The organism is Sphingomonas sp. BK345 (assembly GCF_014193845.1).
Classification (GTDB): domain Bacteria; phylum Pseudomonadota; class Alphaproteobacteria; order Sphingomonadales; family Sphingomonadaceae; genus Sphingomonas.
This window is the reverse complement of the sequence record NZ_JACHZX010000002.1, coordinates 550,668-570,615: the sequence shown is the minus strand read 5'-3', so window position 1 is coordinate 570,615 and position 19,948 is coordinate 550,668. Positions and strand designations below refer to the sequence as shown.

General features: G+C 70.1%; 18 protein-coding genes. 7 read left to right on the top strand and 11 right to left on the bottom strand.

The features are described 5' to 3' along the window. Positions 1-22 precede the first annotated feature (22 nt). From FHY03_RS07795 to FHY03_RS07780, 4 genes are all read left to right on the top strand, one after another. The gene (locus tag FHY03_RS07795) at positions 23-1,654 is read left to right on the top strand and encodes a nitrite/sulfite reductase (protein WP_183929859.1); all 1,632 of its coding nucleotides are present in this window, start codon (positions 23-25) and stop codon (positions 1,652-1,654) included. Between the two features lie 24 nt (positions 1,655-1,678). Next, complete coding sequence (locus FHY03_RS07790; protein ID WP_183920609.1) at positions 1,679-2,110, top strand: DUF934 domain-containing protein; 432 nt, start codon at positions 1,679-1,681, stop codon at positions 2,108-2,110. Further along, positions 2,103-2,861 carry a phosphoadenylyl-sulfate reductase gene (locus FHY03_RS07785; RefSeq protein ID WP_183920610.1) on the top strand — a complete coding sequence of 253 codons (759 nt, stop codon included), beginning with the start codon at positions 2,103-2,105 and terminating at the stop codon, positions 2,859-2,861. Before FHY03_RS07790 ends, FHY03_RS07785 begins: the two co-directional genes overlap by 8 nt. 126 nt (positions 2,862-2,987) lie before the next feature. Then, positions 2,988-4,484 carry a DUF4403 family protein gene (locus tag FHY03_RS07780; RefSeq protein ID WP_311721337.1) on the top strand — a complete coding sequence of 499 codons (1,497 nt, stop codon included), beginning with the start codon at positions 2,988-2,990 and terminating at the stop codon, positions 4,482-4,484. Positions 4,485-4,571: 87 nt separating this feature from the next. Here FHY03_RS07780 and FHY03_RS07775 read toward each other — a convergent pair whose 3' ends face one another. From FHY03_RS07775 to FHY03_RS07750, 6 genes are all read right to left on the bottom strand, one after another. Then, the gene (locus FHY03_RS07775) at positions 4,572-4,937 is read right to left on the bottom strand and encodes a two-component system response regulator (protein ID WP_183920611.1); all 366 of its coding nucleotides are present in this window, start codon (positions 4,935-4,937) and stop codon (positions 4,572-4,574) included. Positions 4,938-5,025: 88 nt separating this feature from the next. After that, positions 5,026-5,502, bottom strand: a complete 477-nt coding sequence (locus FHY03_RS07770; RefSeq protein ID WP_183929857.1) for a GAF domain-containing protein — start codon at positions 5,500-5,502, stop codon at positions 5,026-5,028. Positions 5,503-5,617: 115 nt separating this feature from the next. Continuing rightward, positions 5,618-5,905, bottom strand: coding sequence for a hypothetical protein (locus tag FHY03_RS07765; RefSeq protein ID WP_183929855.1), 288 nt, complete (start codon positions 5,903-5,905; stop codon positions 5,618-5,620). 14 nt (positions 5,906-5,919) lie between these two features. Further along, positions 5,920-7,443, bottom strand: a complete 1,524-nt coding sequence (locus tag FHY03_RS07760; protein WP_183929853.1) for a murein L,D-transpeptidase — start codon at positions 7,441-7,443, stop codon at positions 5,920-5,922. Positions 7,444-7,659: 216 nt separating this feature from the next. Next, the gene (locus FHY03_RS07755; RefSeq protein WP_183929851.1) at positions 7,660-8,136 is read right to left on the bottom strand and encodes a MaoC family dehydratase; all 477 of its coding nucleotides are present in this window, start codon (positions 8,134-8,136) and stop codon (positions 7,660-7,662) included. Next, a complete protein-coding gene (locus FHY03_RS07750; RefSeq protein WP_183929848.1) occupies positions 8,136-9,977 on the bottom strand; it encodes a biotin carboxylase N-terminal domain-containing protein in 1,842 nt (613 codons plus the stop codon). The genes FHY03_RS07755 and FHY03_RS07750 overlap by 1 nt, the downstream gene beginning before the upstream one ends. Positions 9,978-10,092: 115 nt before the next feature. On the opposite strand from FHY03_RS07750, the gene FHY03_RS07745 reads away from it, so the two are divergent. After that, positions 10,093-10,419, top strand: a complete 327-nt coding sequence (locus tag FHY03_RS07745; RefSeq protein ID WP_183929846.1) for a GIY-YIG nuclease family protein — start codon at positions 10,093-10,095, stop codon at positions 10,417-10,419. A 98-nt stretch (positions 10,420-10,517) separates the two neighbouring features. On the opposite strand, the gene FHY03_RS07740 is transcribed toward FHY03_RS07745, so the two are convergent. Then, the gene (locus FHY03_RS07740; protein ID WP_183929844.1) at positions 10,518-12,119 is read right to left on the bottom strand and encodes a carboxyl transferase domain-containing protein; all 1,602 of its coding nucleotides are present in this window, start codon (positions 12,117-12,119) and stop codon (positions 10,518-10,520) included. Next, entirely contained in the window at positions 12,116-13,285 is a 1,170-nt protein-coding gene (locus tag FHY03_RS07735) for an acyl-CoA dehydrogenase family protein (RefSeq protein WP_183929842.1), read from the bottom strand. Before FHY03_RS07735 ends, FHY03_RS07740 begins: the two co-directional genes overlap by 4 nt. Before the next feature lie 166 nt (positions 13,286-13,451). Between FHY03_RS07735 and FHY03_RS07730 the strand changes: the two genes are divergently transcribed. Both FHY03_RS07730 and FHY03_RS07725 read left to right on the top strand, forming a co-directional pair. Continuing rightward, positions 13,452-14,354, top strand: coding sequence for a LysR family transcriptional regulator (locus FHY03_RS07730; protein ID WP_183920619.1), 903 nt, complete (start codon positions 13,452-13,454; stop codon positions 14,352-14,354). Positions 14,355-14,399: 45 nt separating this feature from the next. Next, complete coding sequence (locus FHY03_RS07725; RefSeq protein WP_183929840.1) at positions 14,400-17,135, top strand: TonB-dependent receptor; 2,736 nt, start codon at positions 14,400-14,402, stop codon at positions 17,133-17,135. A 63-nt stretch (positions 17,136-17,198) separates the two neighbouring features. On the opposite strand, the gene FHY03_RS07720 is transcribed toward FHY03_RS07725, so the two are convergent. From FHY03_RS07720 to recA, 3 genes are all read right to left on the bottom strand, one after another. Continuing rightward, positions 17,199-17,852 carry a glutathione S-transferase family protein gene (locus FHY03_RS07720; protein ID WP_183920621.1) on the bottom strand — a complete coding sequence of 218 codons (654 nt, stop codon included), beginning with the start codon at positions 17,850-17,852 and terminating at the stop codon, positions 17,199-17,201. Further along, a complete protein-coding gene (locus FHY03_RS07715) occupies positions 17,849-18,718 on the bottom strand; it encodes a class I SAM-dependent methyltransferase (protein WP_183929838.1) in 870 nt (289 codons plus the stop codon). The genes FHY03_RS07720 and FHY03_RS07715 overlap by 4 nt, the downstream gene beginning before the upstream one ends. A 135-nt stretch (positions 18,719-18,853) precedes the next feature. Further along, a complete protein-coding gene (gene recA, locus FHY03_RS07710) occupies positions 18,854-19,927 on the bottom strand; it encodes a recombinase RecA (protein WP_183920623.1) in 1,074 nt (357 codons plus the stop codon). Positions 19,928-19,948: the final 21 nt, after the last annotated feature.

The window sequence follows — 19,948 nt, the reverse complement described above, 5'->3', positions numbered from 1 at the left end:
GGGGAGGAATTAGGAACAACGAATGTACCGCTACGACGAATATGATCAGGCGATCGTGGACGCACGGGTCGACGAGTTCCGCGACCAGTGCCGGCGCCGGCTGGCGGGCGAGCTGAGCGAGGACCAGTTCAAGCCGCTGCGGCTGATGAACGGCCTGTACCTCCAGCTCCACGCCTATATGCTGCGCGTGGCGGTGCCCTATGGCACGCTCAACGCGCGCCAGATGCGGATGCTGGCGCATGTCGCGCGCAAGTACGATCGCGGCTACGGCCATTTCACCACACGCCAGAACATCCAGTACAATTGGATCAAACTGGAGGACGCGGCCGACATCCTCGCCGAGCTGGCAACGGTGGAGATGCACGCGATCCAGACCAGCGGCAATTGCATCCGCAACATCAGCTCGGACCAGTTCGCCGGCGCCGCCGCGGACGAGGTCACCGACCCGCGTCCCTGGGCCGAGCTGCTGCGCCAGTGGAGCACCTTCCACCCCGAGTTCACCTATCTGCCGCGCAAGTTCAAGATCGCGGTGATCGCCGCCGACGAGGACCGCGCGGCGATGCGGCTCCACGACATCGGGCTCCAGCTGGTCGAGCAGGACGGTGTGCTCGGCGCGCGCGTCTATGTCGGCGGCGGCATGGGACGGACGCCGATGATCGCGCCGCTGATCCGCGACTTCGTCGGCGCGGACGAGCTGATGAGCTATCTCGAGGCGTGTCTGCGCGTCTACAATCGCTACGGTCGCCGCGACAACATCTACAAGGCGCGGATCAAGATCCTGCTCCACGAGATCGGTGCGGACGAATATCGCCGCCAGGTCGAGGAGGAGTTCCTCGCGGTCAAGCAGCTCGGGATCGATCCGCCCGCGGCCGAGCTGGCGCGGATCAGCGCGATGTTCGCGCCCCCGCCCTTCGACCCCGCCGCGCCGGAGAGCATCGACCGCGCCGTTCCCGATTTCGCGCTGTGGCTCGACCAGAACGTCAAGCCGCACAAGCAGCCGGGCTATGCGATCGTCAACGTCTCGCTCAAGCCGATCGGCGGCATCCCCGGCGACGCCTCGGCCGAGCAGATCGACGTGATGGCCGATCTCGCCGAGCGCTACAGCGCCGACGAGCTGCGCGTCACCCACGCGCAGAACATCGTCCTACCGCACGTCCGCAAGGCCGACCTCTACGCGGTGTGGCAGCAGCTCGGCGAGGCGGGGTTGGCGGAAGCCAATCTCGACCTGATCAGCGACATCATCGCCTGCCCGGGCCTCGACTATTGCGCGCTCGCCAACGCGCGCTCGATCCCGCTGGCGCAGAAGATCGGACAGCGCTTCGCCGACGCCGGGCGGCAGCGCGACCTGGGCGAGCTCAAGCTAAAGATCTCGGGCTGCATCAACGCGTGCGGCCACCATCACGCCGGCCATATCGGCATCCTCGGCGTCGACAAGAAAGGCACCGAGAATTACCAGCTGCTGCTCGGTGGCTCAGGCGCGGAGGACGTCAGCCTCGGCCGCATCACCGGTCCCGGCTTCGACGAGGACGGCGTGGTCGACGCGATCGAGCGAGTGACCGACACCTACCTCCAGGTCCGCGAACAGGGCGAGCGCTTCGTCGATACCTATCGCCGCGTCGGCATGCAGCCGTTCAAGGAGGCGATCTATGGTTGAGCCGCGCGCCGGGAGGACCACCGCATGAGCGACAACGTTTTGCGCTACCGCGACGACGAGGCGCACGACGAGCCAGCGGTGACGCTCGACGCCTTCGTCGCCGGGCAGACCAACGCGGGCGCGGTGCGGCTCGAGGCGGGCGACGACGCGCGCGCGCTGCTACCGCATATCGACCGGCTCGCGCTGGTGGAGGTGTCCTTCCCCAGCTTTCGCGACGGGCGCGGCTATTCGAGCGCGCGGATCCTGCGCGAGGCGGGATATGCCGGCGAGCTGCGCGCCGCCGGCGACGTGCTGGTCGACCAGATTCCGCACATGCGCCGCTGCGGCTTCGACAGTTTCGCGCCGGAGACGGCGATCGACGCGGCGGTGCTGGAGCGCTCGCTGGCCCGCTATCCGACACCCTATCAGCGCGCCGCCGACGCCAAGGTGCCGGTGTGGAAGCTGCGGCATGGCTGAGCCCGCGCGCCAGCTCGACACGATCGACGTGGCGCCGTCCTTCTCCGCGGAGGAGGCCGCGGCGCTCGACGAGCGCTACGCCGACGCCACCGCGCCCGAACTGCTCGCCGAGTTGATCGGCGGACCGCTCAAGGGGCGGATCGCGGCGGTCTCGTCGTTCGGCGCGGAATCGGCCGTGCTGCTCCACATGGTCGCCGCCGTGGACCGCGACGTGCCAGTGATCTTCACCAACACGCAGAAGATGTTCGGCGAGACGCTGGCCTATCGCGACGAGCTCGCCGAGCGACTCGGCTTCACCGACCTGCGCGTGTTCCGCCCCGACCCGCGGCTGCTCCGGCTCAAGGACGAGAAGGGGCTGCGCTGGTCGTACGATCCCGACGGCTGCTGCGAGCTGCGCAAGGTGGAGCCGCTGCGCCGCGCGCTGCTGCCGTTCGCGGCATGGATCTCGGGACGCAAGGGCTTCCAGGCGTCGACCCGGCGCGCGATCCCGCGCGTGGAGGTCGACGACGGCCGGCTCAAGATCAACCCGCTCGCCGACTGGTCGAAGGAGCGGCTCGACGCCTATTTCAGCCAGCACGACCTGCCGCACCACCCGTTGGAGGCGCACGGCTATCTGTCGATCGGCTGCGCGCCCTGCACCTCCAAGGTGCGCCCCGGCGAGGACCCGCGCGCGGGGCGCTGGCGCGGCTGGGACAAGGTGGAGTGCGGCATCCATGTCGCGGGCAAGCCGGGCGAGGAGCCGGCGTTCTAGGCGGCGGATCATCCCGGAGGTGACACCGGCCGCGTGCCGCTCCCCAGCTATTGACACCCAGGCTAACCCCACGGATCAATCGACCCGCAACCGGCGTGGTGCCCGGCCGCCCGTGCGGAGTCGATCGTGCCTCGTACCGCCCTCTACGCCAGCCCCTACCCCGCCACCGCCGCGCTGCTCGCCACCGCCGCGCTGCTGAGCGGCTGCGGCAAGCAGCGCGACAATCCGGCGCCGCCGCGCGTCGGGGCCCAGGCGGGGCAGCTGCCGGCGGAGAGCTCGACCATCGTCGTGCCCGTCACCGCCGATCTCGCCGAGCTGGAGCGCGGGCTCAACCGGGAGACGCCGCGCGTGCTGTGGACGATCGACCAGCACCGTGACCGCTGCGTCGCCGCCAAGAAGGTGGATCTCGGCATCGGCAAGGTGAAGGTGCTGCCCGATCTCGGCTGCCGCCTCGTCGGCCAGGTGACCCGCGGCGCGATCCGGCTGTCAGGCAAGGGCGAGCGGCTCGACCTCATCATGCCGGTGAGCGCGGCGATCACCGCGCAGAACGTCGGCGGCGTGCTGAGCAAGACCGCTACGGGCAGCGCGTTGGTGCGCGCGACCGGGCGGCTCGGCATCGTCGGCGACTGGCAGCCCACCGCCAAGCTCGACATCGCCTATGACTGGCGCGAGGAACCCGGCGTCGACGTCGCCGGCCAGCGCGTCACCTTCACCTCGCGCGCCGACGCCAAGCTGAAGGATATCGTTCGCAAGCTGGAGCGCGACCTGCCGCGCCAATTGGCCAAGCTGCACCTGCGCGACCAGATCGCGCAGCTCTGGCCGCAGGGGTTCACCTCCATCGAGCTGAGCAAGCGCAACCCGCCCGCCTGGCTCCGCGTGACCCCGCGCGCGCTCGGCTTCGGCGGCTATCGCGTCGAGGGCCGTACGCTGCGGCTGACGCTCGCCGCCGAGGCGCTGACCGAGACCTTCGTCGGCCAGCGCCCGCCCGACCCGCCGGTGACGCCGCTGCCCACTCCGACTCGGGTCGGTGATCGCGTCGGGCTGCGCTTCTCGGTGCCGGTGCTGGCCGACTATCGCACGCTCGAGCCGGTGGTGGAGCGCACGCTGCGCAAGCTGGCCGCGCGCGGGATCAGCGTCGCGGGGGTCGGGCCGGTCGACGTCGCCTTCGGCAAGGTAACCGTCTATGCCACCGACGGGGGCCGTCTGGCCGTCGGGGTGCAGGCCAAGGTGACGCCGCGCGCGGTCGGCAGCGCCTCGACCAGCGGCGAGGCCTGGCTCACGGCGGTGCCGTACAACGATCCCGGCTCACAGCTGGTGCGCGCGCGCGACGTCCAGCTCGTCGCGCGCACGGACTCGGCGGCGCTCGACCTGCTCATCCGGCTGCTCGGCGAGGCACAGGTGCAGAGCGCGGTCGCACTCGCGCTCCAGCACGATTTCCGCGGCGACTATGCCGAGGTGCTCGGCAAGGCGCAGCGGGCGATCGGGGCGCGGCAACAGGGTGATTTCTTCCTCTCGACCGACGTCACGTCGGTGGAGAACGGTCAGCTGCAAGTGACCGGCGCGGGCCTGTTCCTGCCGGTGCGCGCGCAGGGCACCGCGGAGATCGCCTACCGGCCGCGGTGAGGCCGCGACGAGACGGCGGGTAAGGCGGATGCTTGACGCGTATCGTCTCGACGCGGTCGGCCACCCGCCCGATGCGAGCCCCGCACCTCACCGCAGCAGGTCGGAGACCTTGTCGAGGAAGCTGGCGATATGGTCGGGCTTGGACACGAAGGCATCGGCGCCGGCGGCATAGCAGGCGTCCATGTCATGCTGGCTCTGGAGCACCGTGAGCGCCATCACCGGGATCGCGCGCGTCGCGGGCGCGCCCTTGAGCGTCTCGATGACGTCGAGTCCGCTGACATTGGGCAGGCGAATGTCCACGATGATCGCGTCGGGCGCGATCGTCGCGGCGGCGTCCAGCGCGCCGCGCTCGTCGTCGATCACGCGCGGATCGTAACCGCCGATCTTCAGCCAGGAGGAGTAGAGTTTACGGTGGCTCGGCTCGTCTTCGACCAGCATGATGCGCTTCTTCATCCGTCTCCCTCGCTGGGCTGCGCTCCGCGGCAGCCGACGGCTTCGTCGTTGGTGTCGATCGCCGTCGTCGGCGATGCGCGGTCGCGCGTCAATGCGCGATCAGTCGCTCCACCCCGCGCGCGAGTTCGCCGAGCCGGTAGAGGTCGGGCAGCTCATGGTGGAGTTTGTCGTCGATCACGCACAGTGCGCCGAGCGGATAGCCGGCGCGATCGACCAACGGCAGGCCGGCATAGAAGCGGATGAAGGGTGCCGCAGTGACGAGCGGGTTGTCGAAGAAGCGCTTGTCGTGACGCGCGTCGGGCACGATCATCGGCTCGCCCGGGCGATGGATCGCGTGCGCGCAGAAGGAGATGGCACGCGGCATCTCGTCTTCGACCTCACCGGTCTTGGAGACGAAGCACTGGCGGCGCCGGTCGATGATCGAGATCGCCGCGATTGGCGTGTGCGCGACGCGCGCCGCCTCCTCCACCATGTTCTGCAGCGCGGCCTGCTGATCACGTGCGGGCTGCCACACGCGCTCGACCGCGTCGAGCCGGCGCTCCTCGTCGAAGGGCACGAAGGCCACCTTCCTATCCCCAATAACTACTACTCACGTAGTAGGTCGGATATTTCTGCGTAGCCTGGCGTCGGTCAAGGCCGAACCGATCCATTCCGGCATCGACCTTACCATTGTCGCGGGATCAGTCGTGCTCGGCGTCGCGGCTGGCGCGCGCGGTCATCCCGGTCGCCGACGCATCGTCGAGCATCTGCTCGTCCGGCGCGGGCTTCTCCTCGGGCGGCAGCGCCGCGGTGGCGTTGGTGAGCTCGCTCGGCGACGCCACCGGCGAGGGCTCGGGAGTCGGGGTCGGCTCGGGCGTGGGCAGCGCCTCCTCGCTGGGCGTCGGCTCGGGCGCCGGCGCGGGCTCGCGCGAGCAGCCGGCGATCGCCAGCGCCGCGCTGGCGAGCAGCGGGAGAATCAGTCGCTTCATCATCATAATCGTCCTCATCGCGCCGCCACCTGCACCTGCACCGCCGAGCGTCGCTCGACGCTGGCGGCGAGCCGCGCGTCCCAGCTGTATGGATCCTCGCGGAAGCCTACCTGGCCGCTCGGGCTGGCGAAAGCCGTCCAATAGAGCAGATAGACGCTGACCGGTGACGCCATCGCCGCGCGCACCGTCTTGCCCGTCGCCACGGTCGAGTCGATCGTCTCGGGCGGCCACTCGGGCGTGTCGCGCAGCATCAGCCGGGCGAGATCGGCGGGCTTCTCCAATCGCACGCAGCCGTGGCTCGACAGCCGGTCGAAGCGCGAGAAGCCCGACCGCGCCGGCGTGTCGTGCAGATAGACCGCGAAGTCGTTGGGGAAATCGAACTTGTAGCGGCCGAGCGCGCTTTTCTCGGACGATTGTTGCAGGCGCTTGCCGCCGTTCCCGGTGTCGATCACGCGGAAACCGTTGCGCTTGAGATAGCCCGGGCTCGCCTTTTCCTTGGGCCACAGCTCCTTGGTGGCGATCGAGGCGGGCACGTTCCACGGCGGGTTGAGGACGATGCTGTTGATCTTGGAGATCAGCATCGGCGTCTCGTTGCCCGGCCGCCCGGTGACCGCGCGCATCGACATCACCGGCTCGTCGCCGTCGAACACGGTGAGCACCGCCGCGGCGATGTTGACCTGGACCCGCTTCTTGTCGAGCCCGGGTGGCAGCCAGCGCCAGCGCTCGAGATTGGCCATGATCTGGCGCATCCGCCGCTCGACCGGCACGTTGAGCGCGGCGAGCGTCTGTGCGCCGACCTGCCCCGCCGGGTTGAGTCCATAACGCCGCTGCGCGCGCCGCACCGCCTCCAGCAGCGCGGCGTCGAACGTGTCGCCCGATGACGGTGCCTGCGGATCCTCCAGCACGAGCCGCTCGCGCAGTCTGGCCACGTCGGCGCCGCGGCTACCGAACGCGGGCGTGGCGGTCAGCGTGCCCCAGCCGCCCTTGTCGGCGATGGCGCGATAGCGCGCGAGCCCCGCGACGAGCGTGTCATAGCCCTGGTAAGGCGGCGGCAGCGAGCGGAGCCAGCTCGACAGCCGATCGCGCGACACCGCCTCGGCAAAGGCGGGCAGCGGATCATAGGCGGTCGGGCGGACGCCCCAGTCCTTCTGAAAGTCCTCGGGCATCAGGCGCCCGGCATGGACCGCGCGCGCATGATCGAGCGCCGCGCGCACCATCGCTGCGGAGTCGAGCGTGTCGAGGTCGGTACGCCGCGTCAGCCGCAGCCCCTGCGCCAGTTCGTCGTCGGCGATCAGCGTGGCGAGCTGCTGGCGCTGCGCCGCGCTGAGCGTCGGCAGCGGGACGCTCGGCGCCACCGGCGGGACGGGGATGACCGGCACCGGCGCTGGCGGCACCGGCGACGGCGGGACCTGCGCGGTCGCCGGGGGCGCCGGCGCGGCGACCTGCGCCGCCGCCGGCGCGACCAGCGCGACGGTGGCGGCGAACGTGCCGGCACGCCAGAGCGGGCGGCGGCGCGGGGGAGCGGGACGCTGGTTCATCGCGCTTCCTCTAGTGCGCCGCGCGGTCGCTGGGAACACCTCCTTGCGGGGTGACGGTGCGCGAGGCGCCGCCACGATCGTCCGACGTTGGAGCCCTTCTCCGCCTGAGCCGCGGCGGAGGCCGGAGTCCAGGTGCGGGACGGCGGCGAGACTCACGATAGCCTTCCCACCTGGCCCCGGCTTTCGCCAGTGAACAGCGATCCCGGCGCCCTCGCGCTAACCCTCGACCGAAGAAGCCGCGCACGTGCCGCTACGCCTCAGCAGCGCGGTGCGCTCGCACTGGCACACCAGCTCGTCGCGCTGGTTGTGCAGCCGGTGCTCGAAGGTCACGAGCCCGGCCTCCGGCCGCGAGCGGCTGGCGCGCAGCGCGGTCACGACGCTCGAGGCGCGGAGCGTATCGCCGATGAACACCGGTGCCGGCATCACAACCTTGTCATAGCCCAGATTGGCGACCAGCGTGCCCAGCGTCGTCTCGCCGACCGACAATCCCACCATAAGCGCGAAGGTGAAGGTGCCGTTGACCAGGATCTGCCCGAACTCGGACGCGCGCGCCGCCTCGGCGTCGAGGTGGAGCGGCTGCGGATTGTGCGTCATCGTCGAGAACAGCAGGTTGTCGGTCTCGGTCACGGTGCGGCGGATCGGATGCTCGATCCGATCGCCCACCGCCCATTCGTCATAGTGACGCCCGGCCATCACGAATCCGCCCGCTCGACCCGCACCAGCGCGGCCCCGTCGGCCACCTGCGCTCCGACCGCGACGTCGAGTGCGGCGATGACACCGTCGAACGGTGCGGACAGGCTGTGCTCCATCTTCATCGCCTCCAGCGTGACGAGCCGCTGCCCCGCGCGGACGCGCTCGCCCGCGCTGACCTCGACCGCGATGACTCGCCCGGGCATGGGCGCGAGGATCGCGCCGTCGCCCGCCGCGCCGCCACCCGCCGCCGCGGCGCGGAACGGGGTCAGCGCGTAGGTCTGGCCGGCCTCGGTGATCAGCGCGCGCTCGCGCTGGTCGGAAGGACCCGCGGCGGGGGCGAGCGCCACCTGGGCGGGATGGCCGTCGAGCAGGAACGCCGCCTCGCGTCGCGGCGGGGCGTTGAGCCTGAACCCGGGCACGAGCGCGGCGCCCGACAGCGTGCGCGCGGCGGCGGTGAGCGCGGCCTCGCTCGGCCGCTCCGACGGCATCAGCGCCTCGCCGGCGCGCTCGATCAGTCCGGTGTCGACCGTGCCCGTCGCGAAGTCGGGATGGTCGAGCGCGCGCACCAGGAAGGCGGCGTTGGTGCGCACCGGCCAGACCTGAGTCGCCGCGAGCGCAGCGCCGAGCCGCGCGCGCGCCGCCTCTCGCGTGTCGGCATGCGCGATCAGCTTGGCGATCATCGGGTCATAATATGGCGAGATCGTCGAGCCCTGCTCCACCCCGGTATCGACGCGCACGCCCGCTCCCGGGCGGAAGGCGATCAACGTGCCGGTGGAGGGCAGGAAGCCGCGCGCGGGATCCTCGGCGTAGAGCCGTGCCTCGATCGCGTGCCCGCTTATGGTGAGCTGCTCCTGGCGCAGGGGCAGCGGTTCGCCGCTCGCGACGCGGAGCTGCCACTCGACCAGGTCGATGCCGGTGATCGCCTCGGTGACCGGATGCTCGACCTGAAGACGCGTGTTCATCTCCATGAACCACACGCGGTCAGCGCGCAGGCCCTCGCTTGCATCGGCGATGAACTCGATGGTGCCCGCGCCGACATAGTCAACCGCGCGTGCGGCGCGCACCGCGGCGTCGCACACCGCGGCGCGGGTGGCCGCGTCCATACCCGGCGCGGGCGCCTCCTCGATCACCTTCTGGTGGCGGCGCTGGAGCGAGCAGTCGCGCTCGAACAGGTGGACGACGTTGCCGTGTCGGTCGCCGAACACCTGCACCTCGATGTGGCGAGGCGCGAGGATATAGCGCTCGATCAGCACGCGCTCGTCGCCGAACGCCGCCGCCGCCTCGCGCCGGCATGCGGCGAGCGCGGCGGCGAAGTCGGCGGCATCGTCGACGCGACGCATCCCCTTGCCGCCGCCGCCCGCGACCGCCTTGATGAGGACGGGATAGCCGACGCGATCGGCCTCGGCGGCGAGCCGCTCGGGCGACTGGTCTTCCCCGAGATAGCCCGGGGTGACGGGCACGCCCGCGGCGATCATGCGCTGCTTGGCGGCGTCCTTGAGCCCCATCGCGCGGATGCTGGCGGGGTCGGGGCCGACCCAGATGAGCCCGGCGTCGAGCACGGCTTCGGCGAAGTCGGCGTTCTCGGAGAGGAAGCCGTAGCCGGGGTGGATCGCGGCGGCGCCAGTCTCGCGTGCGGCGGCGAGGATCAGGTCGCCGCGCAAGTAGCTGTCGCGCGCGGGCGCCGGCCCGAGCCGCACCGCGGTGTCGGCGAGGCGGACGTGGAGCGCGTCGGCGTCGGCGTCGGAATAGACCGCCACGGTGCGGACACCGAGCGCGCGCGCGGTGCGAATCACGCGGCAGGCGATCTCGCCGCGGTTGGCGATGAGGAGGGAGGGGAGCATGGGGTTACCTCCGGGACACGGGGGTGAGTGGCGGGAGCGATGGCCCCACTCCGGCGTCATGCTGAACTCGTTTCAGCATCCACTGAGCCGCGCGAACCGTCCTACGATGGTAAGGATGGCCAAGCAGCCGTGCACCTACATCCTCGCGAGTTGGCGCAACGGGACGTTGTACATCGGCGTCACCGGCGATCTGCTCGCGCGGTTGGGTCAGCATCGCGACGGTACGGACGGCTGCACGGGCCGCTACAAGGTCGCCCGGCTGGTTCACTACGAGTTCTTCGCCGACATGCTCGACGCGATCGCGCGCGAGAAGCAGCTGAAACGCTGGCACCGCGAATGGAAAATGAACCTCATGGAGCGCGACAATCCTGACTGGGCTGATCTCGCGGTGACGCTCGGTCTTGCGCCGCTCCCTCTGCCAACGCGGCCTGGTGGACCCTGAAACAAGTTCAGGGTGACGCCAGGCAGAGGGAGTAGCGCGCACGTCGCGGCGCGAGCTGTCGCCGCCTGAGCGCTCGCCGCGATGATCACCCGACACGCTCACATCCGGAACACCCCGAACCGCGGCGCCTCCTCTACCGGCGCATTGAGGCACGCCGCCAGTGCCAGCCCGAGCACGTCACGCGTCTGCGCCGGGTCGATCACGCCATCGTCCCACAGCCGCGCGGTGGCGTAATAGGGATTGCCCTCGTCCTCGTATTTCTGCCGCACCGGCGCCTTGAACGCCTCCGCTTCCTCCGCCGACCACGTCGCGGCGTCGCGGTGGACGGTGGCGAGCACCGCGGCGGCCTGCTCGCCGCCCATCACGCTGATCCGGCTGTTGGGCCAGCTGAACAGGAAGCGGGGGCCATAGGCGCGGCCGCACATGCCGTAATTGCCCGCACCGAAGCTGCCGCCGATCAGCAGCGTCAGCTTGGGCACGCTGGCGGTCGCCACCGCGGTGACGAGCTTGGCGCCATGCTTGGCGATCCCCTCCGCCTCATACTTGCCGCCGACCATGAACCCCGAGATGTTCTGCAGGAACAGCAGCGGCACGCGGCGCTGGCACGCCAGCTCGATGAAATGGGCGCCCTTCTGCGCGCTCTCGGAGAAGAGCACGCCGTTGTTGGCCAGGATCGCCACCGGCATGCCGTGGAGATGCGCGAAGCCGCAGACCAGGCTGCTGCCGAACAGCGGCTTGAACTCGTGGAAGCGGGAGCCGTCGACCAGCCGCGCGATCACCTCGCGCACCTCATATGGGGCGCGCACGTCCTCCGGCACGATCCCGTACAGCTCCTCCGCAGGGTAGAGCGGCGCGGCCGTCGGCGCGAGATTGACCATCGGCATTGGCGCGGGCGGCAACGTGGCAATGATGTCGCGCACGATCGTCAGCGCGTGAAGATCATCCTCGGCGACATGGTCGACCACGCCCGAGCGGCGGCCGTGCGTGTCGGCGCCGCCGAGCTGCTCGGCGCTGATCTCCTCGCCCGTCGCCGCCTTCACCAGCGGCGGCCCGGCGAGGAAGATCGTCCCCTGCCCGCGCACGATCACCGTCTCGTCCGACATGGCGGGGACATAGGCCCCGCCGGCCGTGCAGCTGCCCATCACGCACGCCACCTGCGCGATGCCGCGCGCCGACATCTGCGCCTGGTTGAAGAAGATGCGGCCGAAATGATCGCGGTCGGGGAAAACCTCGGCCTGGTGCGGCAGGTTGGCGCCGCCCGAGTCGACGAGGTAGATGCAGGGCAGCCGGTTCTCGAGCGCGATCTCCTGCGCGCGCAGGTGCTTCTTCACGGTGAGCGGGGAGTAGGTGCCGCCCTTCACCGTGGCGTCGTTGGCGACGATCATCACCTGCCGCCCGGAGACGGTGCCGACGCCGCAGATCAGCCCGGCTCCCGGCACCTCGTCGCCGTAGAGCCCGCCCGCGGCGAGCTGGCCGATCTCGAGAAACGCCGCGCCGGGGTCAAGCAGCCGCTCGACGCGCTCGCGCGGCAGCAGCTTGCCGCGCGCGGCGTGGCGCTCGCGCGATGCCGCGCTGCCGCCCTGCGCCGCCGCGGCGACGCGCGCGCGCAGCTCGGTGGCGAGCGCGCGATGGTGCACCTCATTGGCGCGGAAGCGGTCGTCGTCGCGCGCGATCATCGAGGCGAGGGCAGGCGCGCTCACTGCGCCACCGGCTCGGTCGCGCCGACCAGCTCGCGCCCGATCAGCATGCGCCGGATCTCGTTGGTGCCCGCGCCGATGTCGAGCAACTTCGCGTCGCGCAGGAAGCGCTCGACCGGCCAGTCTTTCGTGTAGCCGGCACCGCCGAGCGCCTGCACCGCCTCGCCCGCGACACGGAAGGCGCTCTCCGAGGCGAGCAGGATCGCGCCCGCGGCATCGAAGCGCGTGGTCCGGCCCGCGTCGCAGCTCCGCGCGACCGCATAGACGTAGGCGCGCGCCGAATTGAGCGCGACATACATGTCCGCCACCTTGGCCTGCATCAGCTGGAAGCTGCCGATCGCGCGACCGAACTGGCGCCGATCGCGCAGGTACGGCAGCACCGTGTCGAGGCAAGCCTGCATGATACCGAGCTGGATGCCCGCGAGTACCGTACGCTCATAGTCAAGCCCGCTCATCAGGATGCCGACGCCGCCGTTGAGCGGCCCCATCACGTTCGCCTCGGGCACCTCGCAGTCGGTGAACACCAGCTCGGCGGTGGGGGAGCCGCGCATCCCCATCTTGTCGATCTTCTGCCCGATCGCGAAGCCGGGCATGTCCTTCTCGATCAGGAACGTGGTGATGCCGCGGCTGCCCTCCCCGGTCTTGGCATAGACCACCAGCGTGTCGGCGTAGGGGGCATTGGTGATCCAGAATTTGGTCCCGTTGAGCACCCAGCCGCGATCGCTGCGTCGCGCGGCGAGCTTCATCGAGACGACGTCCGACCCCGCCCCCGCCTCGGACATGGCGAGGCTGCCGACATGCTCCCCCGAGATCAGCCCGGGAAGGAAGCGCGCCTTCTGCTCGGGATTGGCCCAGCGTCGGATCTGGTTGACGCAGAGATTGGAGTGCGCACCGTAGGAGAGGCCGATCGAGGCCGAGGCGCGCGCCACTTCCTCCTGCGCGACGACATGCTCCAGGTAGCCGAGCCCGAGCCCACCGTCGGCCTCGTCGACCGTAATGCCGTGGAGGCCGAGCTCACCCATCGCGGGCCAGAGCTCGTCGCGTGGGAACCAGTCTTCGGCATCGATCCGCGCCGCGAGTGGGGCGATCTTGTCCGCGGCGAAGCGTCGGGTCGTGTCGCGGATCATCTCGACGTTCTCGCCCAGCGCAAAGTCGAAATCGGGCGTCATGCCGCATCCTCTACCGTTCTTCGGGCGCTCGGCTCTCTCCCGCTTCCCCGGCGAGGGCCGGGGAGGAAGAGAAAGGCAACAGCCCGCCTCATTTGCACAGCAGCATACCCCCGACCTCCCGCCTTCCCAAGTTGAAGCGCGCGAACACTTTCCATAGATGGCGTCTATGATCGATCGCTACCTGTTGCGCTACTTCCTTGCGGTGGTCGACCAGGGCACGTTCTCGCGCGCCGCGTCGCACTGCCGGGTGACGCAGCCGACGCTCTCGGTCGGCATCGCCAAGCTGGAGACGTTGCTCGGCCAGCCGCTGTTCGAGCGCAGCAGCCGCCGCGTCGCGCTCACCGCCGCCGGCGCGCGGCTGGCCGAGCACGCCCGCCGGATCGAGGCCGGCTTCGTCGCCGCCGAGCAGGCGGTGAGCGACTCGCCCGCCGCCAAGCTGATCCGGCTCGGCCTGTGCACCACCTTGCCCGACGCCTGGGTCGAGGAAGCCCTGCGCGCCGCCGCGGTCGCCGGCGAACGGCTCGAGCTGGTCGAGGGACGCGCCGGCGAGCTTCGCGCCGCGCTCGACCGCGGCCGGGTCGACGCGATCGTCGCGCCGCTCGACGCCGCGTTGCCGCACCGCGCCTTGTTCGACGAGACTTATGCGATGGCGTTCGCGCGCGACCATCCGCTCGCGGCACGAGTCAGCGTCGAGGCGGAGGAACTCGCCGCCGAGCCGATGGTGGTGCGACGCCACTGCGAGATGTTGGCCGAGACCAGCCGTTTCTTCACCGCGCGCGGGATCCGCCCGTTCATGGCGGCGCGGACCCACAGCGACTCGCGCGCGCTCGCCTATGTCCGTGCCGGCCTCGCCACGACGCTGCTCCCCGCCTGCTACGCCGATCCGGCGCTCGCGCTGGTACCGCTCGCCGGCTTCGACCAGCGCCGCACCGTCGCGCTCTGCTTCGCGCCGGACAGCCGCGCGCGTGCCGAGGGAAGCGTCGCACTCGCCCGCATCGGCGATCGCCTGGCGGAACTCGGCGGCGCGGCGCCCGCGACATTTACCCTTAATTATCCCACTTCGGCCTAATCGCCTGTCGCTACGGCGCACGCGCCGCGTGGGGGGTGTCTATCTATGTCGAAGTCCGCGTTCCTGCTCTCGGCGGCGGTGCTCGCCGGTCTCGCCGCCCCCGCCGCGGCGCAGAACCTGCGCGGGTCCGCCGCCGATGCCAAGCCGAGCGACGCCAAGTCGGGCGACTCGCCCAACACCGCCGACATCGTCGTCACCGCGACGCGCCGCTCCGAGCGGCTGTCGAACGTGCCGATCGCGGTCTCCGCTTTCGGCCAGGCCGCGCTGCAGAATTCGGGCGCGACCGATATCCGCCAGATGACACAGATCGCGCCGTCGCTGCTGGTCTCCTCGACCGGCTCGGAGGCCAACGCCGCGGCGCGCATCCGCGGCATCGGGACCGTCGGCGACAACCCAGGCCTCGAGAGCTCGGTCGCGGTGTTCATCGACGGCATCTATCGCAGCCGCACCGGCGCCGGGCTCAACGACCTGGGGGAGATCGAGCGCATCGAGGTGCTGCGCGGCCCGCAGGGCACGCTGTCGGGGCGCAACTCCTCGGCGGGTGCGATCAGCATCTACACCAAGCTGCCCGAGTTCAAGTTCGGCGGCTTCGCCGAGGCGACCTACGGCAATTACGACGCGGTGCGCCTGTCGGGCGCGCTGACCGGGCCGGTGATCAAGGACCTGCTCGCCTTCCGCGTCGACGGTGTCTACTCGAAGCGGGACGGCTTCCTTCGCGACGTCGTCAACGACACCGATTACAACAACCGCGACCGCTATTTCGTGCGCGGCCAGCTGCTCTTCACCGTCACACCCGATCTCGCGATCCGGCTGATCGGCGACTACACCCACCGCGACGAGAAATGCTGCGGGGCGGTCTATGTCGGCACCGCCGAGACGACCGACCCGACGCCGGGCGTTGTCGGCGACTTCGCCTTCAATCCCAACGGCAACCGCATCACCGCGATCCTGCGCAGCCTCGGCGGCGTGCTGCCGAGCGAGGGCGACCCGTACAACCGCAAGATCGCCTTCACGCCCGGTCGCGACTATTCCAACCTCACCACCGACGGCGGCGTCTCGACGCGGGTACGCTGGAACATCGGCGCGACCCAGCTCACCTCGCTGACCGCCTATCGCGAGTATAAGTCCGCCGGCGCGGCCGACATCGACTATGGCAATGTCGACATCGGTTACCGCCCCGACGACGGTAACAACTATCGGCGCTTCAAGACCTTCACGCACGAGAGCCGGTTCTCGGGCTCTATCCTCGGCAACAAGCTCGACTGGCTGGTCGGCGGCTATTACGCGCACGAGGACCTCGAGGTCGTCGACAATCTCCGCTTCGGCACGCAGTACGGCGCCTTCGCCGCGTGTCGCGTCGTCGCGACGATCAACCCGCTCGCGGCGCTGCGTAACACCGCCAACCCGGGCTGCCTCAGCGCGGTCGGGCGCGGCGCACTGACCGGCGCGGTGGGCCCGCAGATCGTGGGCGGGATCGATCGGCTGAGCCGCCTCAACGACCTCGGCAGCCTGCGCGATGTCTACGAGCAGACCAGCGAAAATTGGGCCTTTTTCACCCACAACATCTACAAGCTGACCGACCGGCTCAACGTCACGCTCGGGCTGCGCTACACGCACGAGAGCAAGAGGCTGGCCGCCGCGTTCAACAACAACAACACGATCTGCCCGGCGCAGCAGGCCGCGCTGGCACCGCTGCTGCGCAGCACCAACGCGACGCTCCAGTCGCTCGCCGCCGGAATCATCACGCTGAGCTGCACCGGCAACTCGACCTCGGCGCTGACCGGCGTCGGGCTGAACGACCGCTTCAAGGAGGGCCAACTCACCGGCACCGGCGTGGTATCGTGGAAGCCGGTCGACAGCACGCTCGTCTATGCCTCCTACGCGCGCGGCTACAAGGCGGGCGGGTACAATCTCGACCGCTCGGACCTGAGCGCGACGGTGTTCACGACGCCGACCGCGGCGAGCGCGAACAACCTTCGCTTCGATCCCGAGACGGTGAATGCCTATGAGCTCGGTCTCAAGTACAGCGCGCACCAGATTACCGCCAACGTCGCGCTGTATCGCTCGGAGTTCGCCAACTTCCAGCTTAACACCTTTAACGGCACCAACTATATCGTGCAGAACATCGGCGGCTGCGACCAGTCGCTGAACGGCGCCGATCACGACAACGACTCGGCCACGGGCGCCTGCACCGGCAAGGTCGGCAAGGGTGTCATCACGCAAGGCGTCGAGCTGGAGCTAGGCCTCTACCCGGCGCCGGATGTCACGGTGAACCTCGGCTACACGCTCGCCGATGCCAAGTATCAGCGCGATCTCGCCGGCAGCAAGTCGGGCGAGCCGCTCAACGCGGCACTGTTCCTGCTGCCCGGCAGCCAGATGTCGAACGCCCCCAAGCACACCGTCACCAGCGCCGTGACGTGGAGCCCGGCGCTGGGCGGCGGCGGGTTGACCGGCCTGTTCTATGTCGATGGTCGCCTGACCAGCGACTATAACACGGGCTCGGACCTGTTCGTGGAGAAGGCGCAGGACGGATTCTTCGTGATGAACGCGCGCCTCGGCGTGCGCGGCCCCGAGCAGCGCTGGGCGGTCGAGCTGTGGGCGCAGAACCTGCTCGACGCGGACTATCAGCAGGTCGCGTTCAACCTGCCGTTTCAGGGTGCGGGCAGTCGCTCGCAGGTGCAGGCCTTCGGTGCACCGTCCTACGCGACGGGCAACGCTTTGTTCGGTGCCTTCCTGGCCGAGCCACGCACCTATGGCGTGACGCTGCGCTCGCGCTTCTGAGCGATGCTGCGCGGCGGCGCGGTTAGGGTGTAGACTGCCCGCCCCGGGCCGCCGCCCGTTCGCTTACCGCGCGTAAGCATAGGGTCCGCCGCGTTCGAGTGCGCGCTGATACGCCGCCCGCGCGTGGATCTTGGCGAGCCACGCGACGGTGGCCGGCCGCGACTCGCCCAATCCGGCACGGTGACGCGCCGCCTCGAGCGGAAAGCTCATCATGATGTCCGCCGCCGTGAAAGCCTCGCCGGCGAACCACGGCCGCTGGGCCAGCTCCGCCTCGACATAATCCAGGTGGCGGTCGATCATCGGCTGCACCCGCGCGACCGCCCGCTTGCCGATCAGCGGCAGCCGCGAGAGCACCAGCTTGAGCAGCAGCGGCGGCATCATCGATCCCTCGGCGTAGTGCAGCCAGAAGCGATAGCGCAGCGCGTCGTCGCGTTTCGCGGGCGCGCCGAGCTTACCGTCGGCCCGATCGACGAGATACTCGACGATCGCGCCGGTCTCCGCCACCACGCGACCGCGCTCGCCCACGGCCGCGCCGTCGCGGTCCTCGATCACCGGCGACTTGCCGAGCGGATGGACGCGACGCAGCTCGGGTGGCGCGAGCATCGTCTTGGGATCGCGCGCGTAGCGCTCCACCTCATAGGCGAGCCCGAGTTCCTCCAACAGCCACAGCACCCGCTGCGAGCGCGAGTTCTCGAGATGGTGGACGACGATCGTCATGACGGCTCCCCTGCGTGCGCGACCCAGATCCAGATCGCTGCGGTGAACGCGACCGTGCCGTCGCATATCCGCGCGGCGAGCGCGGCCACGATCCGACGTTCGATCGCCGCCCGCTCGTCCGGCGTCGCGGCGGCGAGCGCCGAGGCCGCGGGGCCGATGCAGCGGAAGAAGGCGAGCGCGTCGGCGATCGGATCGTCTCCCGCGCCGACCACGTAGCGGACGTCGTGGCGGGTAGCCGTCGCGTCGAGCCAGCCCGCGGCGGCGAGGACGTTCTGCGTGAGCGCATGATCGGCCAGTCCGAACGGCCCCGGCGCGTAGGCATCGGTGGATCGGGGTGAGACGCCGACCGCGGCGTCGAGCGCGGCGGCCCAGTCGTTTTCCTCGCGCGCCCGAAAGCACGAGAAGACCAGCGACGCGCCCGGTCGTGCCGCGCGCGCCATCGCCGCGAAGGAGGTGACGGGATCGTCGAAGAACATCACGCCGTGGCGCGAGACGATGAGGTCGAGCGGCGCGAGCGGCGGCAGCACCGCGGTGGCGTCACCGACGAGGAAGTCGACCCGGCGGTCGCCATCGTGGCCCGTTTTAGTGTCACGAGCGAGGGCGGCGGCACGCTCCCGTGCGATCGCGGCGAGCGGCGCGGCGAGGTCGATCCCCGTCACATCCAGCCCAGGACGCGCCGCGGCCAGCGCCAGCGTGGTACACCCGACGCCGCAGCCGACGTCTGCCGCGCGGCCGAAATCCGGCGCGACCGCGACGATCGCCTCGTCCAGGACCCTGGCCACGTCGGCGAAGGCGCGCTCGGTGCGCCGCCACTCCGCCGCCCAGGTCGCCCCGACGCGTGCGCTCCAGTCCGCGCCCGACGTCATCGGCCAGCCTTCCGCGCCCCGAGATCGAGGCGCGGCCGCGGAGACGGACGCTCGATCATCAGTCGACGGCCGCGAGCAGCTCGCCGGACCCGCAGGCCGCGCGATCGCCGCCGCCCCGCTCGGAAGGCGAGCGGCTCAGACGTCGTCGTCCTCGCTCGGCCCGGCCATCATGCCGTCGGCGACCTGCTCGGTGCGCGCGCGGATCGCCTTCTCCAGCCGCTGCATCATCTCGGGATTCTCGCGCAGGAAGGTCTTGGCGTTCTCGCGCCCCTGCCCGATCCGCACCGAGTCATAGGAGAACCAAGCGCCCGACTTCTCGACCAGTCCGGCCTTCACCCCGATGTCGAGGATCTCGCCGATCTTGGAGATGCCCTCGCCGTACATGATGTCGAACTCGACCTGCTTGAACGGCGGCGCGACCTTGTTCTTGACCACCTTGACGCGGGTGGCGTTGCCGATCACCTCGTCGCGGTCCTTGATCGCACCGGTGCGGCGGATGTCGAGCCGGACCGAGGCGTAGAATTTCAGCGCGTTGCCGCCCGTCGTCGTCTCCGGGTTGCCGTACATCACACCGATCTTCATGCGCAGCTGGTTGATGAAGATCACCATGCAGCGCGAGCGGCTGATCGAGCCGGTGAGCTTGCGCAGCGACTGCGACATCAGCCGCGCCTGCAGGCCGACGTGGCTGTCGCCCATCTCGCCCTCGATCTCGGCGCGCGGTACCAGCGCGGCGACCGAGTCGACTACCAGCACGTCGATCGCATTAGAGCGCACCAGCGTGTCGACGATCTCGAGCGCCTGCTCGCCGGTGTCGGGCTGCGACACGATCAGCTCGTCGATGTTGACGCCCAGCTTCTTGGCATAGACCGGGTCCAGCGCGTGCTCGGCGTCGACGAAGGCGGCGGTGCCGCCGTTCTTCTGCGCCTCGGCGATGACGTGGAGCGCCAGCGTCGTCTTGCCCGAGCTCTCCGGCCCGTACACTTCGATCACACGGCCGCGCGGCAGCCCGCCGACGCCCAGCGCGATGTCGAGCCCGAGCGAGCCGGTCGAGATCGCCTCGACCTGCATCGTCTCCTTCTGCCCGAGCTTCATCGCCGAGCCCTTGCCGAAGGCGCGGTCGATCTGTGCCAGCGCGGCGTCGAGCGCCTTCTGACGGTCTGCGTTCGCGGTTGCCATGCCGGTATCGATCACCTGAAGTTTGGCGGCCATTGCCGTGGACCCTTTCGCTAG

What these genes read in the sequence shown, in the direction of transcription:
- FHY03_RS07775 (WP_183920611.1), bottom strand. Translation starts at nt 4,937, where the DNA reads ATGAAGAAGCGCATCATGCTGGTCGAAGACGAGCCGAGCCACCGTAAA.
- recA (WP_183920623.1), bottom strand. Translation starts at nt 19,927, where the DNA reads ATGGCCGCCAAACTTCAGGTGATCGATACCGGCATGGCAACCGCGAAC.
- FHY03_RS07720 (WP_183920621.1), bottom strand. Translation starts at nt 17,852, where the DNA reads ATGACGATCGTCGTCCACCATCTCGAGAACTCGCGCTCGCAGCGGGTG.
- FHY03_RS07790 (WP_183920609.1), top strand. Translation starts at nt 1,679, where the DNA reads ATGAGCGACAACGTTTTGCGCTACCGCGACGACGAGGCGCACGACGAG.
- FHY03_RS07745 (WP_183929846.1), top strand. Translation starts at nt 10,093, where the DNA reads ATGGCCAAGCAGCCGTGCACCTACATCCTCGCGAGTTGGCGCAACGGG.
- FHY03_RS07760 (WP_183929853.1), bottom strand. Translation starts at nt 7,443, where the DNA reads ATGAACCAGCGTCCCGCTCCCCCGCGCCGCCGCCCGCTCTGGCGTGCC.
- FHY03_RS07755 (WP_183929851.1), bottom strand. Translation starts at nt 8,136, where the DNA reads ATGGCCGGGCGTCACTATGACGAATGGGCGGTGGGCGATCGGATCGAG.
- FHY03_RS07725 (WP_183929840.1), top strand. Translation starts at nt 14,400, where the DNA reads ATGTCGAAGTCCGCGTTCCTGCTCTCGGCGGCGGTGCTCGCCGGTCTC.
- FHY03_RS07795 (WP_183929859.1), top strand. Translation starts at nt 23, where the DNA reads ATGTACCGCTACGACGAATATGATCAGGCGATCGTGGACGCACGGGTC.
- FHY03_RS07735 (WP_183929842.1), bottom strand. Translation starts at nt 13,285, where the DNA reads ATGACGCCCGATTTCGACTTTGCGCTGGGCGAGAACGTCGAGATGATC.
- FHY03_RS07715 (WP_183929838.1), bottom strand. Translation starts at nt 18,718, where the DNA reads ATGACGTCGGGCGCGGACTGGAGCGCACGCGTCGGGGCGACCTGGGCG.
- FHY03_RS07765 (WP_183929855.1), bottom strand. Translation starts at nt 5,905, where the DNA reads ATGAAGCGACTGATTCTCCCGCTGCTCGCCAGCGCGGCGCTGGCGATC.
- FHY03_RS07750 (WP_183929848.1), bottom strand. Translation starts at nt 9,977, where the DNA reads ATGCTCCCCTCCCTCCTCATCGCCAACCGCGGCGAGATCGCCTGCCGC.
- FHY03_RS07730 (WP_183920619.1), top strand. Translation starts at nt 13,452, where the DNA reads ATGATCGATCGCTACCTGTTGCGCTACTTCCTTGCGGTGGTCGACCAG.
- FHY03_RS07785 (WP_183920610.1), top strand. Translation starts at nt 2,103, where the DNA reads ATGGCTGAGCCCGCGCGCCAGCTCGACACGATCGACGTGGCGCCGTCC.